A 26,691-nucleotide genomic window follows, 5' to 3' on the forward strand; every position below is an offset into this window, starting at 1 on the left:
GTTATCTCCACGCCCCCTGCAATTAACCTAATAGTCTGATTATTTATTTATTTTTATCTCCTTTTGTTGTAGAATATGGTGGAATTCACTCACTTTAGTACTGAAAAGTATTATAGGGAATTAAGTAAAGAATCGCGATATCGGAAGGGGAATAATCATGACACGTGCTTACAATTTTAATGCCGGTCCTGCTGCATTACCGGAAGAAGTATTATTGAAGGCTAAACAGGAGTGGATGAACTTTGAAGGCAGCCATATGTCTGTTATGGAATTGAGCCATCGCAGCAAAGAATATGACAAAGTGCATTCAAAAGCTACCCATTTATTGAAAGAGCTATTAGATATTCCTGATAATTATGAAGTACTATTTTTACAAGGCGGAGCTAGTCTTCAATTTTCTATGGTACCTATGAATCTTCTTTCACCCGATAAATGCGCAAGCTATATTTTGACTGGATCCTGGTCTGAAAAAGCTTTAAAAGAGGCTCGTAAAATTGGACACACAGAAATTGCCGCTTCCACTAAGGATATAAATTATAAGCGTATTCCTGAACATAACAATATTTCTTTGAAACCTGATGCTGCCTATCTGCATATCACCAGTAATAATACCATTTACGGCACTCAGTGGCAGGAATTCCCCAAAACAAATACAGTTCCTCTGATTGCAGATATGTCCAGCGACATTTTAAGCAGGCGAATTAACATAACTGATTTTGGACTGATTTATGCAGGTGCTCAAAAAAACCTAGGTCCATCTGGCGTCACAGTCGTGATTATCCGGGATGACTTAATTAAAGAACATCAGCAATTACCAACCATGCTCTCTTATGATACTTATGCGGCTTCAAAGTCTTTATATAACACACCGCCGACTTTGGCCATCTATTTATTGGCCTTAGTCCTTGAGTGGACAAAAGATAAAGGCGGTGTTGACGAAATAGAAAAAATAAATTCACAAAAAGCCCAGATCATTTATCAGACAATAGACGAGAGTAACGGATTTTACAGTGGCCATGCCGAGAAAGATAGCCGCTCAACCATGAACATCACCTTTACTCTTCCTACTAAAGAATTATCCGACCTATTCATTCAAGAGTCCAAGAATGCTGGCTTCGTCGGTTTGGCGGGCCACCGTTCCATTGGAGGATGCAGGGCATCTATCTATAATGCAGTTCCGATTGAGCACTGCCAAAAGCTGGCCGACTTCATGAATAATTTTAAAAATAAGCATTAACATGTGTTAAATATTGCTAATGGGTGATATACTCTATATAACCTTTTCGCGGTTGGCAACGAGTGCACAATCGGAGAAGAAAATGAGATAAGCTTAGAATAGGAGAGATGAGAAGTGAATACGAAGAATTTGGTGACTTTATCACTGCTAGTTGGAATTGGTACTGTATTGCACACTGTCATGCCGGGAATTGTGTTTGGGATGAAGCCAGACCTTATGCTGATTATGATGTTCCTAGGGATATTTTTATTCCCTGATTTGAAAAGCACGGTACTGTTAGGCAGCGTAACCGGGGTCATATCCGGATTGACCACTACTTTCCCTGGAGGATTAATTCCAAATCTGATTGATAAATTTTTCACTGCTTTACTTATATATGCTATTTTTAGTATCGTTCAAAAGTTAGGCAAAACCTTTGCCTTTTCACTTGTACTGACTTTTATAGGTACACTGGTATCCGGCATGCTATTTCTTGGATCGGCCTATCTGATCGTTGGATTACCTGGACCATTTCTAGCTTTGGCAGCTGGCGTAGTCTTACCTGCAACAGTTGTTAATACTGTCGTAATGGCCCTTATACACCCCATTGCCAGCGGCATTTTAAAACGCTCGAATATAGCAGTTAACTAATAGAACAAGAGGATGCAAACCATAAAAGGTTAACATCCTCTTTTTACGTTCCTCTACTATCTACAACTTCCATATTAAGATTAATACCAAAAGAAGAACTGAAGCCCATATTCCACTCATATGAATCCTCTTCTTTAGTACACGTCTAGCTGGATATACGCCTCCTTTTCCCAGAGAAATGATTGAGTAAAACAATATACTTATAAACCCACTGAAGAGAATTAATATGAGTAAAAATAATGACACTTCCTCCTCCTCCTTTTCATCTACATATCTAATTGTATGCACATTCAATATTTATATGAAATAACATAATACTGGATGAAAAATAAGGTATAACCTAAAAACAAATGAATTTTTTTCCAAAAATAGTTTCCGAAAATAGCTTTTTACGTTTAAAATAATATAAAAAAAGGAATTGTTAAATATAAGGAATAATTTTAAAGGGTATTTTAACTTTATGTAGAAATCTGTTATGGAAAGATAAAATTGAGGTGAATAGCAATGAAAGGAAAATCATTATTAATTGGTTTTATTTCCGGGTTTACAGTAGCTGGAGTCTCAGTATTGTTAAGCACTCCTTCATCCGGACAAGAGCTCAGATTGAAGCTTAAACAATCGAAAGATGAGACTATGGACCTTCTTCAGGATGTAAAAAGAAGTATCGTCCAGTTAAAGAACGAATCCGTATCTGCAACCGCGGTCAGCAAGACACAGATTCAAGTGTTCGTAAAAGGTGTAAAAGAAGCATTGGAAGAATGGAAACAAGACAGCCAGGCACACACAAGTGCTATTCAAGTCCAAATTAATGATGTTGAAACAGCCATCCAGGAGCTTGAAACAGCTATATCTCCGCTCACTACAAAATAACTCAGCGCCAAGAAAATCTCGGTAAAAAAACTAAAAATTTGGCAAATTACCATTTTTGTTATTTAATATTTTATAAGGATAATAAATCAGTAAGATAAATTGAGAAAAGTAGGTGAGCGTATTATGACTGAAAATTTAAATTCCATCAAAGAAGCCATGCTATTTACCCAGCGGGTTGCTCAGCTTAGCAAAGCTCTCTGGAAAGCAATTGAAAAAGACTGGCAGCAGTGGATTAAACCCTATAATTTAAATATCAATGAACATCATATTCTATGGATTGCTTATCATCTTAAGGGAGCATCCATATCTGATGTGGCCAAGTTCGGTGTTATGCATGTATCTACAGCCTTTAACTTTTCAAAAAAGCTGGAAGAACGTGGTCTTCTCAGATTTTCAAAAAAGGAAAATGACAAACGTAACACCTATATTGAGCTTACAGATGAAGGGAACGAACTATTGCTTGAAATCGTAAGCGTATTCGATTCATCCAAGAACTCCGTCTATTTAGGTGCTCAACCCTTAAAAGACTTATACGGAAAATTCCCTGATATGATGGAAATGATGGCGATTGTTAAAAATATCTATGGTGACGACTTTATGAATATATTCGAAAAATCATTTGCAAATCTTGAGAATGAATTCACAGACGAAAATGGAATTCTCGAAAAAATTGAAAATCAAAAAGAGCCCATTCAATAATAATAGATAAAAGCGGACACTAATCTATCATACCTCCGCTTTTATCTTGAATGGGCTTGTGTATTTAATCACAATGTTTTATATATCCCTCGTTTTCTTCCCCCTCTTAATTTCCTGAGTAATTAATGTTCTAACGATTCATATTCTTTACAGAATTGATACTTTTTTGATAATGTTAGAGAGATACTAGCGTCAAGGAGGATAACAGGATGATACCTCTCATTTGGTTTTCATTATTTGCACTTTTTATTTTGTATTATATCAATAAATTATCAGACAGCTTCTGTACTAAAAAGGAATTGCCAGAAGCTAAACAGGCCAAATTTTTTCGAACAATCAATATCCTTATTACCATCCTGTTAATCTCTACTTATATTGAAATATTCTACACCATATAAAAGACGAGTGTTACTCACACTCGTCTTTCGTTCAACCTATAGATCATAGGTGACCTTTATGAGGATTTTGCAAATCTTGAATTAGTTAATCCAAGATGCTCCAATGATAACCAACAAGATAAATAAAACTACTAATAAAGCGAAACCTCCGCCGTATCCACCAGACATGTTGTATCCTCCCTTCAGTTACATACTTACTTAGTTAGTACACATATGACGCACCAACAATCACGAGTAGAATAAACAGAACTACGATGAAAGCAAATCCTCCACCAAATCCTTGACTCATGATCACACCTCCTTTTGAGCTGCTACCGTATCATATTCAATTTCCACAAAAAGGAATGGGCCTTTTGCTTAAATAAATGATTTTTAATGAAGACCCTAAACAGACTTAAAAACACATGAGATTCCATGAAAACGCTGATTAGAATTTAAGTAAGATTGTTCCAATTATTATAATTATCAAATAACATTTGTGCTTATCCTTTTTTTAACAGAATTTTTGTGTTATAGTTAGGCTTGTTATGAAATACTTTTACTTGGCAACACGCTAAAAGGAGTGTAATGGATGAAGAAATGGTTAATTACGTTGGCATCAGCAGCTTTACTTGTCAGTCTTGCAGCCTGCAATAATGAATCTGATGAAGCAGTGGTAGAAACGAAAGCAGGAAATGTTACTAAAGAGGAGCTTTATCAACAACTAAAAGATCAATACGGGGATCAAGCAGTAAAAGAACTCGTATATAAAAAAGTTCTCTCTGATAAATATAAAGTAACAGATAAAGAAGTGAATAAACAGGTTGAAGAAGCCAAAGAAAATCTTGGCGAAAATTTTGAAGCAGCTTTGGCACAGTCTGGCTTTAAAGATGAAGAAGCTTTTAAAGAATCTGTGAAATTCAATCTTTTACAGGAAAAAGCCGCTCTTGATACAATCAAAGTAACAGATAAAGAACTTAAGGATTACTATAATAACAAATATAAAATCGACTTAAAAGCTCGCCATATTCTTGTAGCAGATGAGGAAACAGCGAAAGAAGTAAAGGCTAAGCTTGATAAAGGTGAAAAATTCGAGGATTTGGCAAAAGAATATTCAACAGATACAGCCAATAAAGATAAAGGTGGAGACCTTGGTTGGTTTGGGGTTGGACAAATGGTAACTGCATTTGAAGATGCTGCATACGGCCTTGAAGTCAACAAAATTTCTGATCCTGTACAAACTGAGCATGGATTCCATATCATTCAAGTAACAGAGAAGAAAGAAAATGACAATCCTTCTTTTGAAGAATCCAAAGATGAAGTAACTAGAAACGTTAAAATGACCAAGCTAGATTCCGCAAAAGCTCAAGAAGCTATTCAAAAAGTGATTGATGATGCTGATGTTGAAGTAAAAGATAAAGATTTAAAAGATGCATTCTAATAGGTGAAACAGAAAACTCGACCGGTTTGGTCGAGTTTTTATTGTGCCATTGCTCTTTTTCTTTTTTCTTCTTCCATTCTTTCTATATAAACATTCCCCTCCTGTTCAATCCACGATTCATCAACTTTTTGCTCTTCCCTGATTGATTTTATGGTCATAAAGGCACTAAAGAAGATACCAGCTATGATTACTCCAATAAAAATTGACAAGCTTGTCCTCCCCCTCCTTAAGGATTAAGCATCCTTTTTAAAACTATATGCTTTTAAAAAAAAAATATGCTTTCCACTTAAAGGAAAGCATATTTTTAAAATCGATAATCTATTTGATATTCGGTTTATAAAGGCTGCGATTATCGAGAGGGAAGATTCGCTCTGTAAATTCTCCCGGTTTTACCCGATCAAGCGCACGATCCATCATATTCATTTTCGCATCCAAATTATCAATATAATGCAGAACCTCTGCCTCTTTAACCAATGGCGGTTTCGGACTTCCCCATTCCGCTTTTCCATGATGGCTTAAAACGATATGCTGAAGAATAAGAACTTCTTCCCCCTGAATATTTAATTCATCAGCAGCTTTACCGATTTCATTCACCATAATGGAAATATGGCCAAGCAAGTTGCCCTCCACTGTGTAAGTAGTCGCAATTGGTCCTGATAGTTCCTTCACTTTTCCGAGATCATGAAGGATGACTCCCGCATATAATAAATCTTTATTTAATGATGGGTATAGCTCAGCAATTGATTTTGCTAAGTTTAACATCGATACAACATGATATGCCAGACCAGAGAAAAATTCATGGTGATTTTTCGTGGCAGCAGGATATTCCAAAAACTCATTAAAATATTTTTTAACCAAATGTCTAGTAATCCGCTGTATATTAGGATTCGTCATCTCGAATATATATTTTGTAATCGTTTCAGACATTTCATTTTTTCCAAGAGGAGCAGTCGGCAATAAATCAGCAATATTAACCGTCTCATTATCGTACTTTAGGCGAATTGATCGAATCCGAAGCTGAAGCTTACCTTTATAATTTTGTATATCTCCTGTTACCCGTACGATTGCTTCCGGCATATACAGCTGTTCATCCTCAGGTTTTACATCCCAAAGCTTTGCTTCTATTTCTCCGCTTTTATCCTGGAAAATTAAAGATAAAAAAGGTTTTCCATTACTTGCTGTTCCTTTTATAGCATTCTTTATGAATAGATGAAGATCTATCGTATCTCCAACTTCATGATGGGCAATTCCCTTCATGTATATCCCTCCCCGGTCCATTCCAATATTTATTATATCATGCGAAGGCAAATTAATATTAAAAATCATCTTGTTAATTGGATGATATTCTGCCCATTAAACATCGCAGCAATATGATCATGGCAGGTAAAAAAGAGAACCTGATTCCCCTCTTTACTAATATGCTTTAATAGAGAAATCATTCTTTCCGTTCGCTTATCATCAAAATTGACAAACGTATCATCCATGATCAGCGGCCATTCTTTTCTTCCATCAATCGTACCCGCTAAAGCAAGCCTTATAGATACATAAGTAAGTTCTGCCGTCCCTCTGCTCAAATTTTTCGAATGAACCTCTAATCCCCTATGGTCCAATAAAGAGAGTCCCTCACCATTTTCTGAGAATAGGATTTTTTCATATCTTCCATTCGTAAGGTTACGTAGATACCCATTAGCTTGTTCAATAATTGCAGGCAGTTTTTCTTCTTTATACGTCGTTATAGACTCAGCCAGAGTCCCCTTCATGAGGCTGAGCGTTGTCCACTTCTTAGCCAACACTTGAAATTCCTGTTTTAAAAGCTGATGGTTATGAAGCAACGCCTCTACTGTTCCATCCTCCTCAAGCCTATTTATCTCGTACTTTACCTCTGCAAGTCTTTTTCGTAACCGATTTAATGTTGATTCATAGGAAGACTGCTCAGCCTCTTGTTCTTCATTTCTATCCTTTAAAACCAAGTCTGTAACAGAATGGTACTGATCGAGATTTGCATAACGTCCCAGCTGCCCAATCAATTGTCTCTTTGCTATGCTGAGCTGACTTCTTTCTTCGGCATCTCTACCGCGCTGATAGAACCCTTCCACTTCATGACAATCTGCTTCCTGAAGCAATTGCTGCTTTTCTTGATTTAGCTGTCTGCACAAGTCCTTTAAAGGTATAATTTCTTCCTCGAGCTCCTGTATTTTTTCGAGCATATTATTTTTTTGCCTATTGACCAATTCATTCTCTTTGTACTTCTGAACAATAGAGTAGTTTATTTGCTCGATACTTTGAGTGCCCGTAACACCAAATTCCTCTGAAAGCTTCCCTATATAGCGGATATACTCATCCTTTTTCTCCTCTGTATAAGCAAGCAATGAAATGAGTTTGCTCTTCTCCAACATAAGGTTTTTAATTTGTTCAATTCGCTCAAAAGCATCTGAAAGCATCGTACATGACACCTCATTAGGCAATGACCATTCATTTCCGAGCGTAATCAATTTATGTTTACAAAGCGCCAACTCTTTTTCCCATTCTTCAAAGGAATCAATTAAACTGTCAAATATTGCTTCCTGTTGCTCTTTGCGCAGTGATTCCAGCTTGTATTTTTCTCGATTTGCCGTATCCTCTTCAAGCATACTTTTTTGCATTCTGTAGCTTTGTTCATCAATTGAAATCGAAGATGATTTTTTTACAATTTCCTCATAGTAGTTAATTTCTTTCGCTAATTCCTCAGATTGCAATTGATTGCCATTCATCGAATTTATATATATAACGAGTACGATACCAACAACCGCCACAATCAATGCAACGCCAAGCTGTCCGCCTAAGATTAATAAAAGAACCGCCAAAATGGAAGCCAGTAAGACCGAGCCCAGAATAACTTTCTGTTTTTTCTTACCCTTTTTCTCTGATTCCAACGCTTGATTCCTTCGTTGCTTTAATCGCTGGATGACTTCCTTGGCTGACTTCTCTTCCTGTGCTGCCTTGTCAGCATGTTCATACTGCTCTACTATTCTTTTAAGCCTTTCTCTTTCATTTTCAGGCAGCAATTTTCTCTCATAAATTTCAGTGATTTGCTCGATTTGTTCCAATTTGACTCGTTCTTTTTCAAGCTGAGCATCAAGCTCCATCTTCTTCTTGGCAAGTGTATGCTTCTCTAATTCTATCTGTTTAATTTCTTCTTTCCGAAAGATACTTGTATCAAAACTTTCAACCATAACAGGATCAAATTGTGTATGTAATTCTCCCTGAAGCTTAATGATTTTATCCTCTATATGCTTTAATTCGATCGATTGAGTCCTAATTTCTTCGAGTAGGATGATCAATTTATCACTATAAAGCTCGGCTTGACGTACCCTCTCCCCACTTGCCAGCCACTGTTCATTGACTTGGAGGGAATCCTTTTCATTTTGGAGTACTTTCAATTTATTTAACTGAGTTTGCAGAAATGTTTCCTTTGCCGACCTTTCAGCCTCTATCTTTCCCATGCGCCCCATCCCATTTACCGGAAAAGGAGATTCTTCTAATTCTGACAGGCGCACTTCAATGGAAGCAAGCTCCTGAATGGATGGCAACAGTCTCTTCCAGTCCTTTAAATGAATTAAGTTCGTTTTTATTCGCTCTATTTGTTCTTGAGTGAGCGAAATTTCTTTACTTAGTTCCCTTTCTTCGCTCAAAAAGGTATTATAGCTTTTCTCTTTCTCCCTTGCTTTTTGAATTGCCTGGGAGCTTTGCTTTAATTCAGCCAGCTTTTGATTCAGAATAGGCTTCTTTCCACCTGGCTTAAATAGACTGTCCATTTGCTTTTGCAAGCCTGCTTCCATCTCCCAAAGCCTTTCACTGCCACTCATGCCAGCAAAAAAGAGATATTTGCCCAATTGATCTTCTTCCAAACGATAGATATCCTGCAAGCCGTCTAGATTAAAGGAGTATATAGATTCATAGAAGTTTCGGTCGACTCCCTTCAACCATTCTTTTATTTTCTCCTCCCCCCCTATTCTCCCAAACCTGTTATAAACTCCACATTCTGTACCCTGGTGCCCTTTAACTCTTTCAATCGTTATTTCACCTATTTCAGGGAGCTCAATGACCAGTTTTCCACCATACCGGCCGCTCCCCGACGGTTCGTAGGAGGCTGTTGTTTGGTTCTTAGCAGGGAATCCAAATAACATGGCATGGATAAAGGAAAAAATCGTTGATTTACCAGCCTCATTTTCTCCGTAGAATACATTTATATCTGATGTTAATTCTTGTTTGTAGTCTACAAATTTACCAAATCCATATATATGTATTTTCTTTATAATCAAAGCATTTTCTCCTCATTTTTAACGATTCAGGCGCTTTACTAATTCAAGCGTTGCCTCGTCCAAGATTTGCTGCCACTCGTTTTCCTCCCATGGCTCTATATATTTCCTTGCCGCAGAATGAGTAAAGAGAGCTTCCCCGTATTTCAGATACTGTTCAGAATTCATATTGACAGTTGTCCTCAAAAGTTCATCTATAAATGTATCAGACAGCTCTCCGCCTCCGCTTGCATAGCGGGGTGGAATCAGTGTACAGGAATGAATCCATACAGAAATCTCATCCATCTCCTCATCCTGTAGACCTTCAAGTAAATGATCCATATCCACAAACAGCCATTCAGGATTCATTTTGCAATCAGATGCATCGATCATGATATTCAGCAGAATAGACTTATCCGGCTCATACGCACCCTCTTTTATTTTATCCAGTTCAGCAATAAGTTCGTTTACAGATGAAATATGATCTGCCTGAATGGTTTCCGTTTTCCATTCAACTGTCGATACAGGTACAAATTCTAAAGAAGTATCTGACCCTGACATGGAGACTAGATAGAAGCCTTTTTCACCTGTCTCTTTTTTATTTCTCCCCTGCAAGCAGCCTGGATAAATGGCTGGTGGTTCCTGCAGAATTTCCATTCGTTTATGGATATGCCCGAGAGCCCAGTAATCAAATTGCTTACTAAGCAGCTCACTTCTGGTAAAAGGAGCATAGTTTCCATGAGCACTCTCTCCATCTAAATTACCGTGTAATATACCAATATGATAATCAGCATCGTCTGCCTTTTTATACTCCTGAATAACCCGATCATGTATATGGCGCTTATCATAACTGAATCCATAAAGATTTACGGTAGTTGCATCATTTTCTTTAATAAATTGTTTAACTTCTACTTCGCGTCCATACAGATGAACATTCGCTGGTAAGCTTATATCAAAGTAATTCCCATTCATGTAATCATGATTTCCATGAATTAAATAGACAGGAATCGAATAGTTTTCCAATCTTTCCATTTCAGCCTTAAATTTCAATTGTGCCTTCAAGTTTCGTTCTTCATTATCATAAATATCTCCAGCAAAAATAACAAAATCGATTCTTTCCTGAATTGCCGTATCCACAAGCCTTGTTAATGCTGAATATCCGCTGTTTTTTATTTTGTCATAAATGGCACTATGCATATGCTGAAATCCTGAAAAAACGCTGCCCAAATGCAGATCAGCTGCATGTATAAATTTTACGCCTCGCACTGTACCACACTCCTTCCATGCCATTTTACTACAAACGATTGTTCTTTTAATCAAAAAAAACGTAAATTTAATTATCTCATATACAAATACAATTAGATAAATATGACCTCCCCGTAATGAGCAAGGGGATTGCAAAGGATTCCTTTATTTAGGCAAACTAAATTTACTGCTAAGAACCATAAAAAACTCACTTCCCATTTGGAAGTGAGTCCTTGTTTACTTATTGCTGTTTGTTAAATCAAGTGCTTTTTTAATATCTTTAAAAGAACTTGAATTTCCATACATTAAAACTCCGCCTTTATAGACTTTAGCTCCAAAATAGGCTAATAGTCCAATCGTCACAAGCAGAATACCAATGCTTATCGCAATTTCGATATTGGATATTTCAAGCATTCCTATACGCATAAACATTAGCATAGGCGTGAAGAACGGAATATAGGATGACACCTTTATAAAGGTTGCTTCCGGATTGCCAAGCCCGGTCATGGCAAGCATGAAAGCCAGGATAACCAGCATGGTCATTGGCATGATCATTTGTTGCAAGTCTTCAATCTTACTTACTAAGGAACCAAGAAACGCTGCCATTGTTGCATATAATAAATAGCCTAAGAAGGTAAATATAACCGCATAAACAATCGTCTTCGCTTTCATATTGTCAAAGCCAAAAGCCTCGAAAATTTCTCCCATCCCACTGCTGCTTTTAAATGATAAATATCCAACCAGCACAAATATGGCAAGCTGTGTCAATGTCAGCAGAGCAATTCCAGTGATTTTCGCGAACATTTGCTGAATTGGTGACACACTTGAAATTAAGATCTCCATCACACGTGATGATTTTTCAATGGCCACTTCGTTGGCAATCATACCGGCATACACAATAACAGAGAAATAAATGACAAAGATCATCACATAGACTAGGCCGCGGGCCTGATTAAGCTCTTCCTCTGATTTAGCCTGATTATTTAATGGGACGACTTCAAAGGAAACTGGCTTATAGATAGCTGCCAGCTGCTCATCTGTTATGTTAACCTGCTTTGTTAGAATACTTGTTTGTATTTGCTGCAAAGCATTTTGAATTTCTGTACTTTCATTTGAATTGGCGATGGATTGGGCCTTATAGACACCTATTGGAATACCGTCTTGCTCTTCAAGCAATAAATATCCTTCCAATTCTCCCTCTTCTTCAGCTTTCTTTACTTCAGTTTCAGATTTATATGCTTTCAGGCTTAATTCGCTCCCACTACTATCAAGCTGCTTTTCCAGTGCGGCATAGAAATTGCCTGAATTTTCCACAACTCCAATTGTTGTATCACCTTCATCAAACAAACCGATAATTCGATCCAAGTTCGTAAAAGCGAGAACCATTAATAAAATAACTGCAGTCGAAATGACAAATGACTTACTTTTAACCTTTGATATATACGTCTGAAATGTCATAATCCAAAACTTATTCATATTGAGCACCAACCTTTTCAATAAAGATATCCTTCAAGGATGGTTCTTCCAATTCAAATTTACGTATGAAACCACGCTTAACTGTATCCTGTAAGATTAATTCGGCATTCTTCTCATCCGCAATTTGCAAATGAATTCCTTCCGTTACTTCTACTGCTTTTGTCACACCAGGATAATCAGTCAGGAATTTAAGATCAAAATCAGCATGTATAGATACATTCTTTTTGCCATAGGAACGCTTGATATCCTTTAGTGAACCATTAACGACTGCCTCTCCTTGCTTAAGTATGCAGAGCTGTTCACATAATTCCTCTACGTGTTCCATACGGTGGCTGGAAAAGACGATAGTTGTTCCGTTTTTTCTTAAATCATGAACCGCTTTTTTTAATAATTCAACATTTACAGGGTCCAAACCGCTAAATGGTTCATCCAAAATTAACAATTCTGGCTTATGTATAACAGAGGCAATAAATTGTATTTTTTGTTGATTTCCTTTAGAAAGGTCACCAACTCTTTTATCGAAATATTCCGGGACATTAAAGCGATCCAACCAGACTTTTGCTTCTTGCATTGCATCCAATTTGTTCATCCCTCGCAAACGAGCCAGATAAATTAATTGTTCACCCGTTTTAATCTTTGGATACAACCCTCGCTCATGGGGATATACAAGATACCAAAAGAAAAGAGGAAGTCCGTGTTAGGCTTCCTCCCCAAATCAAGCTCGCTAATAAATTAGAATTTATAACACTAATTGGAATAATACTCCTCATATGCGTTTTCTATTCTTGTATTAGAATCTTCACCAAGCTCGCTACGATTTACATAATAAAATCCATCTTTATAACCAGCAAAAAAGGCATCTTTGTCATTTGTAAATACAGCATCATAGTTTCTGCCATATTCATAATAATCTATATATATCATTCCCTCACCATTCATTCCATAACCAGAAAACCAATGCGACCAACCTTTTCTGTAAGCATCTTTATAATCTTCGGTAGGCTCTTGTTTCTCTATATTCCCGACTATAGTATTGGTATTTTTAGTTAGCCCTATCAAATATCCACCAATTCCAAAAATAAGAGCAACTATAACGACTAACACAATTACAGATTTTCTTTTCATTATCAATTCCTCCACCACCTTGCTAAGCTTTATCTGTCTATTTGCCTGTATAATATCACAAGTTTGTGAATAATTGCACTTAAAGTAACGAGGCATTAGTTAATAATTAAGAGGCGGCAAGGAAACGCGCAAAATAATGCGCTTGCGATTTCCATTTGATACAATAAAAATAAAGGGGTTTTTAACGTGATTGAAGTTCTTTTAGATCATTCTTACAAAGATGATTATTTTATGATTGATAGAGTCACAGTAAATATAAAAGATGTTGTTGAAAAAGAACGTATTGAGAAGTTAGTAAAAAAGCATAATATGGAAGGTGCTTTGGTAGATGTCGGGAATTTAAGAGAACGTATAGCCCAAGCGTTGGAGGTTGAAGTTAGTCTTATTGATGTTGATACAAATGAAATAGATCTCATGTAAGAGAAAAAATAAAAGGAGGTGACACAATGAAGACTGTACGTGATCTTGAGGAATTGAAAAACAAACCGACTACACCACCCGTGTTCGCTTCTGCTTACGAGTTTCTTATTGAAAGATTAGCGGATTACCTAATCTCAAAATCAGATGGAAAAGAAAGATTTGAGGCGGAGCTCAAAGAGTGGGATGATGATGCACAAAGTATTATCAGGAGCGAAGTTACAAAAAGGGCTGCTGCCTATTTATGATTAGTTGAAAAATATGTGTTAAAACAAAAGGGTTAGTCATAGCGACTAGCCCTCTTTTATGTATATACCTAAATCCAATCTATGTATTTCAAGCCATAAACAGATCCCAATGTCATTACAACCGACCAAATGACCAAACTAACCCCCATTAAAGTAACTACTCTAGCTTTAGAAGAACCAAAGACAAGAGCCATTAAAGCAGCTATATCTGTCCCGAGTATAGAAGGAGACACTAGAGCAAACGCAGGAAGACCATATTTTTCCCAAATATGTTTTGCTCTTGTTTCTCTTTTTGTCGGTCCCGTTTTACCTTTCTTTGCTCTGCGATTGTTACGCCATGCTGCAATTTGTCTGAAGAACATCGCAAAGACTATAACCATAAGGAAATTGCCTAGAAATGCTATTATCCCAACCGCTATAGGCGACATCCCCAATGCGACACCCACCGGAATAATATAAAACACATCCAAAAACGGCAATATTGCTACCAAAAATAACACGAAATACTGCCAAATACCCTCTGCTTGCTGAACCCATTCAACCATCTAAATCCCCCTTTGTGATATGTTAACCCCTTTGTTTCTATCTACCTCCTCCATAATTACTAAATTCGACAATATGGGGAGAATTCCTTTTAAATCGAGCAAAAATAAGAGGGTTTGTCGCAACGACATGCCCTCTTTCTAACTATGTATATACCTAAATCCAATTTATGTATCGTAATATGTATAAAGAGATTGCTGTCATTATAACTGTCCAAATGATCAAGCTAAGCCCCATAAAAGCAACTACTCTGATTTTAGAAGGACCAAACCTAAGAGTCAGCAAAGTAGTTATATCTGTCGCTAGTATGAAAGGAACCACTAAAGCGAATACTGGAAGACAGTGTTTTTCCCAAACATTTCTGGCCATTGTTTCAATTTTTGTAAGATCTATTTTTCTCTTCTTTTTTGCTCTACGTTTATTAAGCCATTCGGTAATTTGGCTAAAGAATCTCGCATAACCTATAATCATAATAAAATTGCCTAGAAACGAAATAATTGCTACTGCTATAGGTGACATTCCTAATGCGATACTTACTGGAATAACAGAAAACACGTCTAGGAATGGTAATAACGATATTAGAAATAATACGATGTACTGCCATTCGATCACAATATTCACCCCTCTAATAAACTACTATTCAAGACTCGAAATATAATTCCTTTGCATAGTAAAATATTCTTAACAAGCGAGGAGGCGATCGATAATGGAAAAGGATACTAACAAGAGAACGATAGTAATAGCTGCGTTGATCGGCGCTGTAGTTGGAGCAATATTGGGGATGTTGGCTTTCCAGAATAACTGGTTGGGATGAAATGATATTGTAGTAAGAAATAAAAAGAGCCCCGTAGCAAGGGCTCCTTCTCTATTTTTTCTTTTTAGTTCCAAAGAAACCTAATGCGACAGCCACTCCAAGTCCTATTGCGATCCAAATGCTTATGTCCATAGAAGACCTCCTTGTAGAGTGTCGTATTATTTATATTCGACTTCGCTATGAAATATCCTTTTATTAAAAAGAGGGCTAGTCGTCATGACCGGCCCTATTTTTCTTACCTAGGTATTTTATTAATGGTGTCTAGTAATTCCTTTCGAATATTAGCGAGACCTTGACCCTCAACAATAGCTCGCATTTCGTTAAATTCTTCCCACGTAATAACGTTATTTCTTATCAATAAATTCGTTAAGGCCTGTACCCGGATTTCTGTATCGATAACGCTTGTTGTTAAGATAGTCACGTTATCAATTAATTGCGGAAGCACTTCTTTCGAGTTTTCGTTCATTTTATACACACCTCCTCCTTATGTACTATTCGACACATGGAAGAAAATCCCTTTTTATGATAGAATATCATTATGAAAGGAGGTCTATTATTCTATGGATTGGATTTATAAGTACATTAGTGCAACTGCCATTATCACAGGATTATGGTTTTTAGTCCGCTATCTCGTTCAGACGAAAGTTAATTCATATTTTAATAAGAAGTTAGAAACTCATAAACAAGAATTAGCTATTATAACCGAGCATGCAAAATATGACATAAGTAAAAAGCTGTATGATTTTGAAGCATACGCGAGTAAAAAGCATGAGATTTATCCCGAGTTGTATCGACTAGCATTCGAACCCTGGAAAGATCTAACAAGGTTTAGATTTAAATTCGATATAGATATTATGTATTCTAAACAGGATTTAGATGATCGCGAGTTGCGTGAACTCTTTTATACGAAATTAAATATAATTACGACTAAACTCATTGATGCAAATGATTATTTTCGTAAAAATGAGCTATACCTATCAAAAAATACAGCAGAGGCATTCGAGACAACCATACATGCACAAACTGATTTTATGCGTAAAATTACATGTGCTTTTGACATAAACCGTAGGAACGATAACTGGCGAGATCCATCTTTTCAATTAGTCGGTCTTGATTTTAATGACGAGGACTTTGAAAAAGGTAACGACAAAATCGACATATTGAAAGAAACTATATACAAAGAGCTATCATATACTCACTCCGAAGAAGAAAAAGAAGAGGCCCTGTCATAGTGACGGAGCCTCTTTTGTATATTTTACCTTCAAATCTTACCCGTTTAACCAATCGGAAAGGGTAAACACATCATTGATGAGGCACTCTTTGACAAAAGTCTTCGCGGACTCGGTATTAGTCAAAGATAAATCGGCCAGAGTAGCGTCTGCATGGGTATCTAAGAACCATTCTGCGTGTTTGCGACGCGCCTCTTTTACTCCCGGCTGCTGCGGCAGTAAATAAGCGAGCAGGTCGTTGTTATGTTCTCGCTCATCTGAGTCAAGGTTCTTTTTGAATATATAACCGGCTTTTTTCAACGTTTCTCGATCTTTCAGTAATTTTTCGCGTTCCCGCTGCATCGTTTTCTCTATACCGGTAGCATCTCTCGGTAGGGCATCTCTATGTTTTGTTGATTCTTTTTGCTTAATTCCCTGCCGGTCGGCAAACAAACGATGTCTAGCAGCAACCGTTTCTGTAATACGTTTCTTTCCCGCTTTGGTCAGCGTACCGTCTTTTCGCTGGTATCTACGAACACCCCATTTCATACCTTTGACACCGTAATGGTAGAGTTCGCCGTCTGTCCCTATAATATATTTTCCCATATATAATCACCTCACAATCATACCCATATGGGGGGGGGTAAAAATAAAAAGAGAAAGAGTATGCACTACCTTCTCATAAAAGAGCGTGTTTTTCACGCGAATCGTTATAGTAAAATATAAAACTCTTGTTCTGATGTAAAATTACACATTATTTTGGTATACCTGATTTCTATACTAAAATATAAAATGCTTGTTTTGTTGGAGAACCTTATATTATCTCAGCATACCTAGTTTCTATACAAATATAGTATAATTATCTATTATTTTACAAAACGCTCTTAGCGTTATATAATATACTTATAGCGTTTGGGATAATTTAGGCGATTTTGAGGTTATTATATTGAAGTAGTATTTCTTAGAGATAAAGGTTGGTTTAAAGAGGATTGTATGTCTAAAACATTATACTGGTATAATTTACCAATTTCGGGTATCTGGTATCACTCTTCAGGAAGATAACCTATCGTCGAGCTTGTGGAATAGTCAATTTTCCTTCCCTTCCAACTAATGCTCCCTTCTGTAGGGTCCAATAAACCAAGAATCATTCTGAAAGTAGTAGTCTTACCAGCCCCGTTTGCCCCGAGCATACCAAACATCGTTCCCTCTCCCACATCAAGTGAAAGATGATTTACTGCTGTAAATTCTCCAAATTGTTTTACTACGTTATTTACCAGTAAAGTCAAAAGCATTTCCCCCTTTTATCAATTTTTATGTCTATATATATTCTAATCTATCCGCCCAGATAATTGAAAGGTAATTCTAAACTTTACAAATTTTGTCTTCTTATGCGAAAATAATATCAACTGCTGATCAGCTGAATTTAGGAGGAATAAAGATGAAAATCTATAAATTAACCGTGTTTGAAGCAGATGGTGAAAAGATTTTAGAAGAATCGATTCAGGCAGAGAATGATGAAAGCGCAAAAGAACTTGGACAAAAGCTTTTAGCTGAAAAAGAATACGAAGAAAAGACACATCGGTTCACCTCACCGCTTGGCAAGCTACTATTATTCCATAGATAAGAAAAGGTTTGTATGATCCGTTTATAACGGAATCATACAAACCTTTTTATTTCCCTTTAAAATTAGGCTTCCTTTTCTCAACAAACGCCTTGATACCTTCTTCATGATCCTCTGTTTGTCTCATTACATATTGCGAGTATTTCTCCAATTCAAGCATCTTCAATAGCTTAGGACGATTTGTTTCAGCAAGAATTTTCTTCGTCCGGATCATAGACAAAATTGGTTTTGCCTGCCATTCTTTTACCTTTTTCTGAACCTCATCCTCAAGGCTATTCGTTGTTACCAGATCAACCAATCCAATTTCTGATGCCTGCTCAGCGCTCATCACTTTACCTTCCCAGATTACTTCCTGAGCTTTCAATTCTCCCAGTCTTCGTTCTAGAAAGAAGTGCCCTCCGCCATCAGGAATCAAGCCGATCCCAATGAAATTCATGGCTAATTTACTCTCCTGCTCTGCAATAATGCAGTCAGTGGCCAAGGCAAGGCTGAATCCAAGTCCCGCTGCTGCCCCGTGAACTGCTGCAATTGTTAATTTTGGCATCGTATACATGGCCATGGCTAGTTCGTTAATACAATCCATTATTCCATAAAAATCTTTTTCACTGCCTAAATTAAACATCGATTTTATATCGCCGCCTGAGCAAAATCCGTTGCCATTTCCTTTAAGAATAATAATTGTAATTTCCTCATCAAGACTCAATGCTTTTAATTCCTTGTTTAATTCAACAAGCATCTCTTTATTAAGAGCATTTAATACTTCAGGACGGTTTAATGACACGGTAGCTACAGTGCCTTCCTTTTCCACAAGCACGCTCTTGATAATAGAGGCAGGTTTCACTGGCAAAATCCCCTTTCAAATTTGATATATATTTATTATAAAGGTTTATGTAAGCGTTTTAACACAAAAAAGGTGTAATTTATTAGAATTATTTGTATATTAGAAGAAAAAATAACCGAGTTCTTCATCCAAACAAGAACTCGGTTTGTTAATTTCAGCGCAAAAATAATTCTTTTAAGTAATCAATTTTTTTAGTTGTATAATGCTCATAACTATCATTATAGGATTTTGGATCTTTTGGGTTGGCAAAGTGCGTGATTTTTCCAGTATCAGGATCAATGAATTTACTTGCTGCCCCACATCCAAGTCCTATGATCGTTTGCTGCTCCTCCATAATCAGGATATTATACAAGCTCTCCATTCCAGGTAATGAATATCCGACATTCTCCAGGTTACCCAGTATATTCTTTTGCCTGTATAAATAGTATGGATGGTATCCATGGGCTGCAGTCCACTTTTCAACTTCATTCATCATTTGTTCTACTTCCGTACGATCCGCAACCTTATAGCGCATTTTATTTCTCGTCATCTCAGAAGCCCGTTTAAAGGATAACGTATGAACAGTCAATGATTCCGGCATCAATTTTTCTGTTTCGTGTAAACTATTCTTTAATTCAGGGACACCTTCACCCGGAAGCCCTATAATTAAATCCATATTCACATTATTCATACCGGCCTCTTTAGCCAGTTTATATTTTTCAATTGTTTCCTCTACCGTGTGATGTCGCCCAATCGCCTTCAATGTTTCCTGTGTATAGGACTGTGGATTAATACTGATTCGATCAATATTCCATTTTTTTAAGACCTTCAATTTTTCCGGTGTAATCGTATCCGGCCGACCTGCTTCCACCGTAATTTCCCGTACATTTTTAATATCAGGGAATGATTCATATAGTTCCTCGTAAAGAATGTCCATTTCTTCAGCTGATATACTCGTAGGTGTACCGCCGCCAAAGTAAATAGTAGTAATTTTTATATGATTGTCCTTCAGCCATTTACCGATTTCTCGCATTTCATAATGCAGTCCACCCAGAAATGATGTTACATTTCCCTGACGTCCATTAATTGCATAAGCGGGGAATGTACAATAGGCGCATTTAGTAGGGCAGAAAGGAATTCCTATATAAATGCTCACTTCCCTTTTCAAATCATATAAATCTGGAATGACTTCTAATTGACGGTCAGCAATTTCCTCCAGTAAATTTAATTTCTCGTCTGTAATGGAGTAGGAGGCGCTCAACTCTCTCTTGGCAACAGATGCATCTATATTCTTTTTCACATATTGATGCCACAATTTTGTGGGACGAACACCTGTCAACAATCCCCACTTCTGAATCATTCCTGTATGTTGTTCCAAAACCTTTAAAAAAACATAAGAATAGGAATGCTTTTTTTGCTTAAAAAGAGCCTTTTCATCCGCCTGATTCAAGACATCTCTTTCAAATGTGGATTCATGTACTTTATTAGATGTAGAATCCTCTAGTATCGCTTTTGTATATAATGTATGATTAATCATTTCTTGTTTTAATGTAATTGATAAATCCGATGGTGATTCATCGCTATTAAGCAGTGTTGCCTCTTCAAAAAATAAGTCCGCAATTAAAGATAAGGGCCGATACAGCCTTTCATCCTCAATCCCATTTATTAAAATACGCATGCCTATCCCCTTTTCAAAAATTCAATCCATATCAGTTTACTGAACATCAAGACAGCGGTCAATCACAAATAAACCATCTCTTCCTTATCATGACTATTTGGGAATGAAGCTATTCAGCCAATAAAAAAGCTTAGGAGACTGTCCAGGAGCGACAAGCATAAGAAGAGTACTGAGAGGAAGGGTCCTATTGAGCAAAGACTAAGAAGCACCACATCGCGTAGAAAGATCATTGTGAACTAAATCCTGCAGGCCTCCGCTGAGTATTTACTGATGACTTGAGTTCCTAGAAGCCGAAGCTGGATTCCATCAAAAGAGTAAAGGAATGGCCCCATTTAGGCGTTTGGCTGGATTATTGTTTGAATCGGTTGGATTATTACGGAGTTTGGCTGGATTTTCAGCTGAATCGGCCGGATTATTACGAAGTTAAGCTGAATCTATGCTCAATTCGGCTGGATTCATCCTCGTTGGGCTGAATATCCTACATCTCTTGCCAAGAATTAAGTACACAAAATTAATTTAATTGCCAAGAAAACTGTTTCAGCCCTCCATAGCACCTTTATCATCATAACGAAACCCTAAACCGACAATATTTATTACCGAAGCCCAATAAAAAAGGATAACCCCAGAGGAGCCATCCTTTTGGTAGGTGGTAAAAAACACCTTCAACACCTATTTAGTCAGTTTTGATATTCATCTTTTTTAAGAAGCCAATTGGATGCTGTCTTCTGAATACCTCTTTAATGAGATAGGCCACACCCAGTTCATCATTACTGCGGGTAATCCATTTGGCTGAGCGCTTTACCGCTGCATCAGCATTTGCCACAGCTACACCAAGTCCCACATTTCTTACCAGCTCCGATTCATCTTGATCACTGCCAATTAAGACCACTTCATTTGCTGCTATACCCCTGTTTTTTAATAAGTAGTTAAAAGCCTTCTCTTTTGTGACTTGTTCTGGTAAAATCACAAGTTTATTCGGATGACTCTCCTGGATCATTACGTTTTCAAACATCGCTTCAAGACCAGACTTTGCATCTATTCTGTCCTGTTTCTTATCTATATATATATCAATTTGCAATGGAGACATCGGATGGGTGCGTAAATACTCATCTAGAGAATCTACAAATTGCTGGGCATATATATTGGTCTCTCCCGGCGTCCATTTGATTCTTGCAAAGAGCGGTGTTGGAAGATCCATTCTATTTCCGATTGTCATATCCTCATGAATTAAACGGATGTGCCCGCTTAATTTTTCTAAAAAACGAATGATATCGAGGGTAGTGTTCTCAGGTATTCGCTTAACAAAAATAGGATTATGAAGATTCTCCAAAATAAAGCCACCCTGATGCGCAATAATATGCGGATTACATCTAAGAGCTTTTCCGGTTCTTTGTGTATAGTCATAATTTTCAGAGGTCATCAGAGCTACTTCTACTCCCTTTTTAGCAACGTATTCAATTGATTCTCTTGTATGAGTGTGGAGTTTTCCTTTTGAAGATAATAGTGCACCATCCATATTAATCATTAACAGTTTATATACCATGATGTCCAATCCACCTTTCATGATGCCCATATACATTCTGTATGAGGATTTTGGCAGAAATAGAACAGTTATAAAGAAAAAAGAACCGATTTAGCGCCCTGAACTTCCCTTCACCAATTAAATAAATCTAACTGGCAGAGAAGCTTCGACACTAATCGGTTCCATATATGCTTAGGATTGTGTTCCGTACAAGTCTTCCAATGGTTTTGTGATAATACGATTGAGATCTGTAAGGATGACGCTCATTTTTTGTTCAGCATCCATTAATTTAGAAATCGCTTCATGTTGTTGCACAAGCGCAACAGTTTTTTGAGCCTGCATTACTTCTTCTTCAGTAATTTCCTGACCCATCATTTGTTTTTGCTGAAGATTTAGCTGAATATCTCTGAAATTGTTAAACATCGTTCTTGCTTGCTCATCAGCCATTATCGCATTGTATTGATTCTTTAGTTCTTGGTATTCTGCACTTTCACGTATTCCTTTTTCTACTGTATACGCTAAATCATATAAATTAACTGACATCATATACCTCCTGTTTTCTATTACACTGAAGTCTCTCTTACTATACCATTATCGAAAGCATTATACATCCATTGTATGTTTACTGGAATGGTTTTAATTCATCAAAATCATAAAGATTCCCTGGAAAACTCCAATCAAGCCTCCTAATAGGGCTCCTAAATACGTAATCATTTTCAATTCACTTTTTGTGATAGACAGTACCATTTCTTCCAGACGAGCCACCGGAAAAGAAGCAACCTGATCACGGACAATTTCCTTTAGTTTCAATTTTTCCATTATGCTTGGTACTTTTTCAATTAAAATCGCTGCAACCTCTTCAATAACATTTGGCAGCAATCTTCCCTTGATGGTCTCATTCCATTCACCAGTTATCTGATTAAGTGTCAGATTAGATAAATCCACTTTTTTATAGCCGGTTATAATTCCTTTATGGAGTAAACTTCTCATTTCATCCAATGAATAGAATTCCTCCACGTCTGAAATCTGCTTATGTTTTATTTTATGCCACTCACTATGCAGGAGTTGTGTCAGCGTATCCCTAGTCCCAGGATTTGAGAGAAATTTAATAATCTCCGGCTGAAGTTTCTCGCCAAGATTTACATTTCCTAATAGCATCTGCATAATTCCACCGAGTTTTCCCCGTTCCCTCATGAAATCATCTGCCATTTTTTGAAGTCTTTCCTTACCTTGATTGCTGGCAAAAAAAGCGATTCCCTTATCCAAGATATAATGAGATACATCCGGTATTTTGTTCTCTATTTTCTCCTCAACACTTGCTGGTATAAAGGTTGCTATAGGTTTATTTTTATGCTGCAAATACCAATCCTCTAACCAATTTGTTGAATGCGATTCAATTTTTCTTACGATTAAATCCGGAATGTCAGCCAACCCAGCTTTTTCAAGCGCCTTTTCTATAGAGATCTCAGAAAAAATTGTTTTATCTAATATATTTTCTCCAATTCTCTTAGCTTCCACTTTGACAGTACCAGTAAGCAGTTTATTTTTAATACTCTCTGGAGTGATTAAGTGTTCTACAACCATCTTCCCCATCTGCTCAGCCAATTCGTCTCGTCTTTTCGGTATTAACCCAGGCGTAAATGGCAAGCGTTTACCAAAGATATAAATAGCCTCGTAGGGGTGGAATAGCATTTTTATGGCCAAGGCGTTTGTAATACCGCCTATTAAAGCCCCTACTACAACCACTGTGATAATCGTTATAAATGTACCCATAAGTAACTCCTTTTTAAAACTTCCTGTTTGTAAGAAATAGTTTAGTCTTTTCTACTATTAAATTGCAACCATCGGTGTCCATTTTTCAAAGATTTTGATGCTAGCTTTCCTTATACGAGGTTGTAATTGGATATAAATGCTTATTTAAAGTGTATAATTATGATTATTGCTATTAAATTTAGATTTGAGGTGCAATCTATTGATTAATCATTTTGAATGGAAATCATTATATGAAACAGAAAAAATACCTGGTTGGAAGTTTTCCTTCTACTTTGAAAAAAAACGGTATAAAGGAGTTTACCATAAAGATGGTTCTATTACTTGGATTGAAACACAGCCATCTGACTATGCTAAACCAGAATTAGAATCCAGAGTACACGAATTGATGCTTTATCATGTATATGATAATCAATAGACTATGATACAAAATATTTGGAGGATTACTCATGAACACTGACTTACTTATACTCTTTCCCAACGCAATCCGTGTTTCATATCCGTTGGAGGATCAATCCTATTATTGGTACATAGAAAATGCGAATCAATATATCGGTATTCCAAAAAGGTCTGTATCATCTGATCAATTGGCTCTATTAAATATTTTTTTAGAACCCTTTTTGCTTCATACTGAAGAACTTAATAGATCTGCCCAGCAAATGCATTGGCACAAATTATTATACCAACAGGATTCTGCACCATTGCCGAAAATTGAAGATGGGTCATACCGCTTTATTCATTATAATCTTCCAAACAATGATATTAATATTACAGACTTCTCCGATGCTATAAATGGCTTTTTTCATGACCCGGTCATTTGCTGGAAGGACCCATCTAGCGGAGTCATTATAGAAAACACCAAATCCACTTTGCTCACAAATCAAGATTTTAATGCTGTCATTCATACCCTTGAAAGCGATTTATACGCACATTTCCGTTTATTTATAGGAAATAATTATCCGCTTTCGAATGAAATCATAACGTATTTTTCTTCAGAAGATACTTGCTTTAAAACCATACGTCTGTATAACTCAAAAGATAAAGTCATTACTTTTTCTTCAGCTTTTTTGGATCTTTTATTACTAGGTAAAAATCAAACTTTATGTATAACTCTAGCTAAAAATCTACTCGGCACTTTAGAAAATGAAAAAGATCTACTCCAAACTATTATGATTTACATTAAAGCTAATGCCAATGCTACTGTTGCTGCAAAACAGCTTTTTCTTCACCGTAACAGTCTAAAATATCGTCTTGATAAATTTTATGAAATTACCAATCTCGATGTTCGAAAATTCGAAGACAGCTTATGTGCCTATTTAGCTATCCGGTTACTGGAGAATACAAATTAACTATAAGTGCAACCAGCCCATTTCATAATCATTATATTTGTGCAAATTGAACATATATTTTTAACTATTAGACTAGTAAAATTATTTGTGAAAAGGGTTTCATTATTACATAGTTATCAAGGAGGACATTTCAAGATGGCTCAGTTAAAATTAGAAAATATTTATAAAGTTTATGATAATAAGGTAACTGCAGTAACCGATTTTAATTTACACATAAAAGATAAAGAGTTTATCGTTTTCGTAGGTCCATCTGGATGTGGTAAATCCACAACCTTACGTATGATCGCCGGATTAGAAGAAATCTCTAAAGGTGACTTCTATATTGATGATAAACGCGTGAATGATGTACCTCCAAAAGACCGTGATATTGCAATGGTTTTCCAAAACTATGCATTATATCCTCATATGAGTGTATATGATAATATGGCTTTTGGACTAAAGCTTCGTAAATTTGATAAAGCTGAAATCGATCGCCGCGTTAAAGATGCTGCACGTATTCTCGGTCTCGAGGAATATTTAAATCGTAAACCAAAAGCTCTTTCCGGCGGTCAACGTCAGCGTGTTGCATTGGGCCGTGCTATCGTTCGTGACGCAAAAGTTTTCCTTATGGATGAGCCTTTGTCTAACCTGGATGCTAAATTGCGCGTACAAATGCGTGCTGAAATCGCTAAGCTTCATCAAAGATTAAATACAACTACAATTTATGTAACACATGACCAAACAGAAGCAATGACAATGGCTACTCGTCTGGTAGTTATGAAAGACGGCTTCATCCAACAAGTCGGTGCACCGAAAGACGTTTATGAAAATCCAGAAAACATCTTTGTAGGTGGATTTATCGGATCTCCTGCCATGAACTTTATTAATGGGAAATTAGAAGATGGATATTTTGTAACCGGCAGCACTCGCATTGCCGTACCTGAAGGTAAATTAAGCTATTTGCGCAAACAAGGCTATATAGGTAAAGACGTTGTCCTTGGTATTCGTCCTGAGGATATCCATGATGAACCTATATTCATGGATGCATCCCCAGAAACTACAGTCAGCTGCATAATTGAAGTGGCAGAATTAATGGGTGCTGAAACGATGCTCTATACTCAAATTGAAGGTCAATCCATCGTAGCACGTATCGATTCCCGTTCTGATATCAGTCCAATGGATACCATTAAATTAGGATTAGATATCAACAAAGCACACTTCTTTGATAAAGACACTGAGTTAAGAATTCGCCCATAATTAATTATAAAAACTCAAAGCCAAATCTCTCGGGATTTTGGCTTTTTTGTTTCCTGATATGGCTTTAATTCAGTTTTCAGGAATTATA

31 protein-coding genes and 2 pseudogenes are annotated in these 26,691 nt (G+C 36.7%); 13 read left to right on the forward strand and 20 right to left on the reverse strand.

Annotation, left to right across the window (positions count from 1 at the left end; translation table 11 throughout):
- Positions 1–157: 157 nt before the first annotated feature.
- Both serC and AC4BHP_RS10370 read left to right on the forward strand, forming a co-directional pair.
- Positions 158–1,237, forward strand: coding sequence for a 3-phosphoserine/phosphohydroxythreonine transaminase (gene serC, locus AC4BHP_RS10365; RefSeq protein ID WP_066101865.1), 1,080 nt, complete (start codon positions 158–160; stop codon positions 1,235–1,237).
- Between the two features lie 114 nt (positions 1,238–1,351).
- Positions 1,352–1,867: a tryptophan transporter gene (locus AC4BHP_RS10370; RefSeq protein ID WP_066101867.1), complete on the forward strand. Its 516-nt coding sequence runs from the start codon at positions 1,352–1,354 to the stop codon at positions 1,865–1,867.
- A gap of 60 nt (positions 1,868–1,927) precedes the next feature.
- On the opposite strand, the gene yhzF is transcribed toward AC4BHP_RS10370, so the two are convergent.
- Positions 1,928–2,155, reverse strand: a complete 228-nt coding sequence (yhzF, locus tag AC4BHP_RS10375) for a membrane protein YhzF (protein ID WP_483861443.1) — start codon at positions 2,153–2,155, stop codon at positions 1,928–1,930.
- A 216-nt stretch (positions 2,156–2,371) separates the two neighbouring features.
- On the opposite strand from yhzF, the gene AC4BHP_RS10380 reads away from it, so the two are divergent.
- The 3 genes from AC4BHP_RS10380 (at position 2,372) to AC4BHP_RS10390 (ending at position 3,834) form a co-directional block, all read left to right on the forward strand.
- On the forward strand, positions 2,372–2,737 hold the full coding sequence (locus AC4BHP_RS10380; RefSeq protein ID WP_139891499.1) for a YtxH domain-containing protein: 366 nt from the start codon (positions 2,372–2,374) through the stop codon (positions 2,735–2,737).
- 123 nt (positions 2,738–2,860) lie between these two features.
- Positions 2,861–3,436 carry an HTH-type transcriptional regulator Hpr gene (locus AC4BHP_RS10385; RefSeq protein ID WP_066101876.1) on the forward strand — a complete coding sequence of 192 codons (576 nt, stop codon included), beginning with the start codon at positions 2,861–2,863 and terminating at the stop codon, positions 3,434–3,436.
- A gap of 209 nt (positions 3,437–3,645) precedes the next feature.
- Positions 3,646–3,834, forward strand: coding sequence for a hypothetical protein (locus AC4BHP_RS10390; RefSeq protein ID WP_066101879.1), 189 nt, complete (start codon positions 3,646–3,648; stop codon positions 3,832–3,834).
- A gap of 81 nt (positions 3,835–3,915) precedes the next feature.
- Here the strand turns inward: AC4BHP_RS10390 and AC4BHP_RS10395 are convergent, their stop codons facing one another.
- Together AC4BHP_RS10395 and AC4BHP_RS10400 are read right to left on the reverse strand one after the other, a co-directional pair.
- Positions 3,916–4,002 carry a YjcZ family sporulation protein gene (locus tag AC4BHP_RS10395; protein WP_066101882.1) on the reverse strand — a complete coding sequence of 29 codons (87 nt, stop codon included), beginning with the start codon at positions 4,000–4,002 and terminating at the stop codon, positions 3,916–3,918.
- Positions 4,003–4,036: 34 nt separating this feature from the next.
- A complete protein-coding gene (locus AC4BHP_RS10400; protein WP_066101885.1) occupies positions 4,037–4,123 on the reverse strand; it encodes a YjcZ family sporulation protein in 87 nt (28 codons plus the stop codon).
- 282 nt (positions 4,124–4,405) lie between these two features.
- On the opposite strand from AC4BHP_RS10400, the gene AC4BHP_RS10405 reads away from it, so the two are divergent.
- Positions 4,406–5,254 (forward strand): peptidylprolyl isomerase, encoded by an 849-nt coding sequence (locus AC4BHP_RS10405; protein ID WP_066101888.1) that lies wholly within the window; start codon positions 4,406–4,408, stop codon positions 5,252–5,254.
- A gap of 38 nt (positions 5,255–5,292) precedes the next feature.
- Here AC4BHP_RS10405 and AC4BHP_RS10410 read toward each other — a convergent pair whose 3' ends face one another.
- From AC4BHP_RS10410 to AC4BHP_RS10440, 7 genes and pseudogenes are all read right to left on the reverse strand, one after another.
- The gene (locus AC4BHP_RS10410; RefSeq protein ID WP_066101891.1) at positions 5,293–5,463 is read right to left on the reverse strand and encodes a sporulation YhaL family protein; all 171 of its coding nucleotides are present in this window, start codon (positions 5,461–5,463) and stop codon (positions 5,293–5,295) included.
- Positions 5,464–5,572: 109 nt separating this feature from the next.
- Positions 5,573–6,511: a 3'-5' exoribonuclease YhaM gene (gene yhaM, locus AC4BHP_RS10415; RefSeq protein ID WP_066101894.1), complete on the reverse strand. Its 939-nt coding sequence runs from the start codon at positions 6,509–6,511 to the stop codon at positions 5,573–5,575.
- Between the two features lie 65 nt (positions 6,512–6,576).
- A complete protein-coding gene (locus AC4BHP_RS10420; RefSeq protein ID WP_490552101.1) occupies positions 6,577–9,555 on the reverse strand; it encodes an ATP-binding protein in 2,979 nt (992 codons plus the stop codon).
- An 18-nt stretch (positions 9,556–9,573) separates the two neighbouring features.
- Positions 9,574–10,797, reverse strand: a complete 1,224-nt coding sequence (locus AC4BHP_RS10425) for a metallophosphoesterase family protein (protein WP_180349927.1) — start codon at positions 10,795–10,797, stop codon at positions 9,574–9,576.
- Positions 10,798–11,013: 216 nt separating this feature from the next.
- Positions 11,014–12,252, reverse strand: coding sequence for an ABC transporter permease (locus AC4BHP_RS10430; RefSeq protein ID WP_139891502.1), 1,239 nt, complete (start codon positions 12,250–12,252; stop codon positions 11,014–11,016).
- Positions 12,245–12,913 (reverse strand): annotated as a pseudogene (locus tag AC4BHP_RS10435) (ABC transporter ATP-binding protein); the annotation flags it as partial. The pseudogene AC4BHP_RS10435 and the gene AC4BHP_RS10430, both read right to left, overlap by 8 nt.
- Positions 12,914–12,999: 86 nt before the next feature.
- On the reverse strand, positions 13,000–13,377 hold the full coding sequence (locus AC4BHP_RS10440) for a hypothetical protein (protein ID WP_490552105.1): 378 nt from the start codon (positions 13,375–13,377) through the stop codon (positions 13,000–13,002).
- A 186-nt stretch (positions 13,378–13,563) separates the two neighbouring features.
- Between AC4BHP_RS10440 and AC4BHP_RS10445 the strand changes: the two genes are divergently transcribed.
- Positions 13,564–13,797, forward strand: a complete 234-nt coding sequence (locus tag AC4BHP_RS10445; RefSeq protein ID WP_490552107.1) for a hypothetical protein — start codon at positions 13,564–13,566, stop codon at positions 13,795–13,797.
- Between the two features lie 26 nt (positions 13,798–13,823).
- Entirely contained in the window at positions 13,824–14,042 is a 219-nt protein-coding gene (locus AC4BHP_RS10450) for a hypothetical protein (RefSeq protein ID WP_490552109.1), read from the forward strand.
- A 68-nt stretch (positions 14,043–14,110) separates the two neighbouring features.
- On the opposite strand, the gene AC4BHP_RS10455 is transcribed toward AC4BHP_RS10450, so the two are convergent.
- The 3 genes from AC4BHP_RS10455 to AC4BHP_RS10465 all read right to left on the reverse strand — a co-directional run bounded on the left by AC4BHP_RS10455 (position 14,111) and on the right by AC4BHP_RS10465 (position 15,865).
- On the reverse strand, positions 14,111–14,587 hold the full coding sequence (locus AC4BHP_RS10455) for a small multi-drug export protein (RefSeq protein WP_490552111.1): 477 nt from the start codon (positions 14,585–14,587) through the stop codon (positions 14,111–14,113).
- 154 nt (positions 14,588–14,741) lie between these two features.
- Positions 14,742–15,197 (reverse strand): small multi-drug export protein, encoded by a 456-nt coding sequence (locus AC4BHP_RS10460; protein ID WP_490552112.1) that lies wholly within the window; start codon positions 15,195–15,197, stop codon positions 14,742–14,744.
- A 437-nt stretch (positions 15,198–15,634) separates the two neighbouring features.
- Positions 15,635–15,865 carry a hypothetical protein gene (locus tag AC4BHP_RS10465; RefSeq protein WP_490552114.1) on the reverse strand — a complete coding sequence of 77 codons (231 nt, stop codon included), beginning with the start codon at positions 15,863–15,865 and terminating at the stop codon, positions 15,635–15,637.
- A 94-nt stretch (positions 15,866–15,959) separates the two neighbouring features.
- On the opposite strand from AC4BHP_RS10465, the gene AC4BHP_RS10470 reads away from it, so the two are divergent.
- Positions 15,960–16,631 carry a hypothetical protein gene (locus AC4BHP_RS10470; protein WP_490552115.1) on the forward strand — a complete coding sequence of 224 codons (672 nt, stop codon included), beginning with the start codon at positions 15,960–15,962 and terminating at the stop codon, positions 16,629–16,631.
- A gap of 36 nt (positions 16,632–16,667) precedes the next feature.
- Here the strand turns inward: AC4BHP_RS10470 and AC4BHP_RS10475 are convergent, their stop codons facing one another.
- Together AC4BHP_RS10475 and AC4BHP_RS10480 are read right to left on the reverse strand one after the other, a co-directional pair.
- Positions 16,668–17,213, reverse strand: a complete 546-nt coding sequence (locus AC4BHP_RS10475) for a DUF7211 domain-containing protein (protein ID WP_490552118.1) — start codon at positions 17,211–17,213, stop codon at positions 16,668–16,670.
- A gap of 440 nt (positions 17,214–17,653) precedes the next feature.
- Positions 17,654–17,899, reverse strand: a pseudogene (locus AC4BHP_RS10480) (ATP-binding cassette domain-containing protein); the annotation flags it as partial.
- Positions 17,900–18,045: 146 nt separating this feature from the next.
- Between AC4BHP_RS10480 and AC4BHP_RS10485 the strand changes: the two are divergent.
- Positions 18,046–18,231 carry a YhzD family protein gene (locus AC4BHP_RS10485; RefSeq protein ID WP_139891504.1) on the forward strand — a complete coding sequence of 62 codons (186 nt, stop codon included), beginning with the start codon at positions 18,046–18,048 and terminating at the stop codon, positions 18,229–18,231.
- Positions 18,232–18,277: 46 nt separating this feature from the next.
- On the opposite strand, the gene AC4BHP_RS10490 is transcribed toward AC4BHP_RS10485, so the two are convergent.
- The 5 genes from AC4BHP_RS10490 to AC4BHP_RS10510 form a co-directional block, all read right to left on the reverse strand.
- Positions 18,278–19,069, reverse strand: coding sequence for an enoyl-CoA hydratase (locus AC4BHP_RS10490; protein WP_139891505.1), 792 nt, complete (start codon positions 19,067–19,069; stop codon positions 18,278–18,280).
- Between the two features lie 154 nt (positions 19,070–19,223).
- Entirely contained in the window at positions 19,224–20,726 is a 1,503-nt protein-coding gene (locus AC4BHP_RS10495) for a coproporphyrinogen III oxidase (protein ID WP_490552123.1), read from the reverse strand.
- A gap of 673 nt (positions 20,727–21,399) precedes the next feature.
- On the reverse strand, positions 21,400–22,269 hold the full coding sequence (locus AC4BHP_RS10500) for an HAD hydrolase family protein (protein ID WP_066101926.1): 870 nt from the start codon (positions 22,267–22,269) through the stop codon (positions 21,400–21,402).
- Positions 22,270–22,440: 171 nt separating this feature from the next.
- Positions 22,441–22,791 carry a YlbF/YmcA family competence regulator gene (locus tag AC4BHP_RS10505; RefSeq protein WP_066101929.1) on the reverse strand — a complete coding sequence of 117 codons (351 nt, stop codon included), beginning with the start codon at positions 22,789–22,791 and terminating at the stop codon, positions 22,441–22,443.
- A 93-nt stretch (positions 22,792–22,884) separates the two neighbouring features.
- Positions 22,885–24,021, reverse strand: coding sequence for a DUF445 domain-containing protein (locus tag AC4BHP_RS10510; RefSeq protein ID WP_139891507.1), 1,137 nt, complete (start codon positions 24,019–24,021; stop codon positions 22,885–22,887).
- Positions 24,022–24,220: 199 nt separating this feature from the next.
- On the opposite strand from AC4BHP_RS10510, the gene AC4BHP_RS10515 reads away from it, so the two are divergent.
- The 3 genes from AC4BHP_RS10515 (at position 24,221) to AC4BHP_RS10525 (ending at position 26,603) form a co-directional block, all read left to right on the forward strand.
- Positions 24,221–24,436, forward strand: coding sequence for a YheE family protein (locus AC4BHP_RS10515; protein ID WP_490552129.1), 216 nt, complete (start codon positions 24,221–24,223; stop codon positions 24,434–24,436).
- Positions 24,437–24,467: 31 nt separating this feature from the next.
- Positions 24,468–25,367, forward strand: a complete 900-nt coding sequence (locus AC4BHP_RS10520) for a PucR family transcriptional regulator (protein ID WP_066101938.1) — start codon at positions 24,468–24,470, stop codon at positions 25,365–25,367.
- A 135-nt stretch (positions 25,368–25,502) separates the two neighbouring features.
- Complete coding sequence (locus AC4BHP_RS10525) at positions 25,503–26,603, forward strand: ABC transporter ATP-binding protein (protein ID WP_490552132.1); 1,101 nt, start codon at positions 25,503–25,505, stop codon at positions 26,601–26,603.
- The last annotated feature ends 88 nt before the right edge of the window (positions 26,604–26,691 follow it).

It is taken from the genome of Pradoshia sp. Z4_20, from assembly GCF_058216035.1.

What these genes read in the sequence shown, in the direction of transcription:
- AC4BHP_RS10390 (WP_066101879.1), top strand. Translation starts at nt 3,646, where the DNA reads ATGATACCTCTCATTTGGTTTTCATTATTTGCACTTTTTATTTTGTAT.
- AC4BHP_RS10505 (WP_066101929.1), bottom strand. Translation starts at nt 22,791, where the DNA reads ATGTCAGTTAATTTATATGATTTAGCGTATACAGTAGAAAAAGGAATA.
- AC4BHP_RS10500 (WP_066101926.1), bottom strand. Translation starts at nt 22,269, where the DNA reads ATGGTATATAAACTGTTAATGATTAATATGGATGGTGCACTATTATCT.
- AC4BHP_RS10440 (WP_490552105.1), bottom strand. Translation starts at nt 13,377, where the DNA reads ATGAAAAGAAAATCTGTAATTGTGTTAGTCGTTATAGTTGCTCTTATT.
- AC4BHP_RS10395 (WP_066101882.1), bottom strand. Translation starts at nt 4,002, where the DNA reads ATGTCTGGTGGATACGGCGGAGGTTTCGCTTTATTAGTAGTTTTATTT.
- AC4BHP_RS10465 (WP_490552114.1), bottom strand. Translation starts at nt 15,865, where the DNA reads ATGAACGAAAACTCGAAAGAAGTGCTTCCGCAATTAATTGATAACGTG.
- serC (WP_066101865.1), top strand. Translation starts at nt 158, where the DNA reads ATGACACGTGCTTACAATTTTAATGCCGGTCCTGCTGCATTACCGGAA.
- AC4BHP_RS10385 (WP_066101876.1), top strand. Translation starts at nt 2,861, where the DNA reads ATGACTGAAAATTTAAATTCCATCAAAGAAGCCATGCTATTTACCCAG.
- AC4BHP_RS10400 (WP_066101885.1), bottom strand. Translation starts at nt 4,123, where the DNA reads ATGAGTCAAGGATTTGGTGGAGGATTTGCTTTCATCGTAGTTCTGTTT.
- AC4BHP_RS10450 (WP_490552109.1), top strand. Translation starts at nt 13,824, where the DNA reads ATGAAGACTGTACGTGATCTTGAGGAATTGAAAAACAAACCGACTACA.
- AC4BHP_RS10510 (WP_139891507.1), bottom strand. Translation starts at nt 24,021, where the DNA reads ATGGGTACATTTATAACGATTATCACAGTGGTTGTAGTAGGGGCTTTA.
- AC4BHP_RS10380 (WP_139891499.1), top strand. Translation starts at nt 2,372, where the DNA reads ATGAAAGGAAAATCATTATTAATTGGTTTTATTTCCGGGTTTACAGTA.
- AC4BHP_RS10475 (WP_490552118.1), bottom strand. Translation starts at nt 17,213, where the DNA reads ATGGGAAAATATATTATAGGGACAGACGGCGAACTCTACCATTACGGT.
- AC4BHP_RS10520 (WP_066101938.1), top strand. Translation starts at nt 24,468, where the DNA reads ATGAACACTGACTTACTTATACTCTTTCCCAACGCAATCCGTGTTTCA.
- AC4BHP_RS10525 (WP_490552132.1), top strand. Translation starts at nt 25,503, where the DNA reads ATGGCTCAGTTAAAATTAGAAAATATTTATAAAGTTTATGATAATAAG.
- AC4BHP_RS10405 (WP_066101888.1), top strand. Translation starts at nt 4,406, where the DNA reads ATGAAGAAATGGTTAATTACGTTGGCATCAGCAGCTTTACTTGTCAGT.
- AC4BHP_RS10495 (WP_490552123.1), bottom strand. Translation starts at nt 20,726, where the DNA reads ATGCGTATTTTAATAAATGGGATTGAGGATGAAAGGCTGTATCGGCCC.
- yhaM (WP_066101894.1), bottom strand. Translation starts at nt 6,511, where the DNA reads ATGAAGGGAATTGCCCATCATGAAGTTGGAGATACGATAGATCTTCAT.
- AC4BHP_RS10485 (WP_139891504.1), top strand. Translation starts at nt 18,046, where the DNA reads ATGAAAATCTATAAATTAACCGTGTTTGAAGCAGATGGTGAAAAGATT.
- AC4BHP_RS10430 (WP_139891502.1), bottom strand. Translation starts at nt 12,252, where the DNA reads ATGAATAAGTTTTGGATTATGACATTTCAGACGTATATATCAAAGGTT.
- AC4BHP_RS10455 (WP_490552111.1), bottom strand. Translation starts at nt 14,587, where the DNA reads ATGGTTGAATGGGTTCAGCAAGCAGAGGGTATTTGGCAGTATTTCGTG.
- AC4BHP_RS10470 (WP_490552115.1), top strand. Translation starts at nt 15,960, where the DNA reads ATGGATTGGATTTATAAGTACATTAGTGCAACTGCCATTATCACAGGA.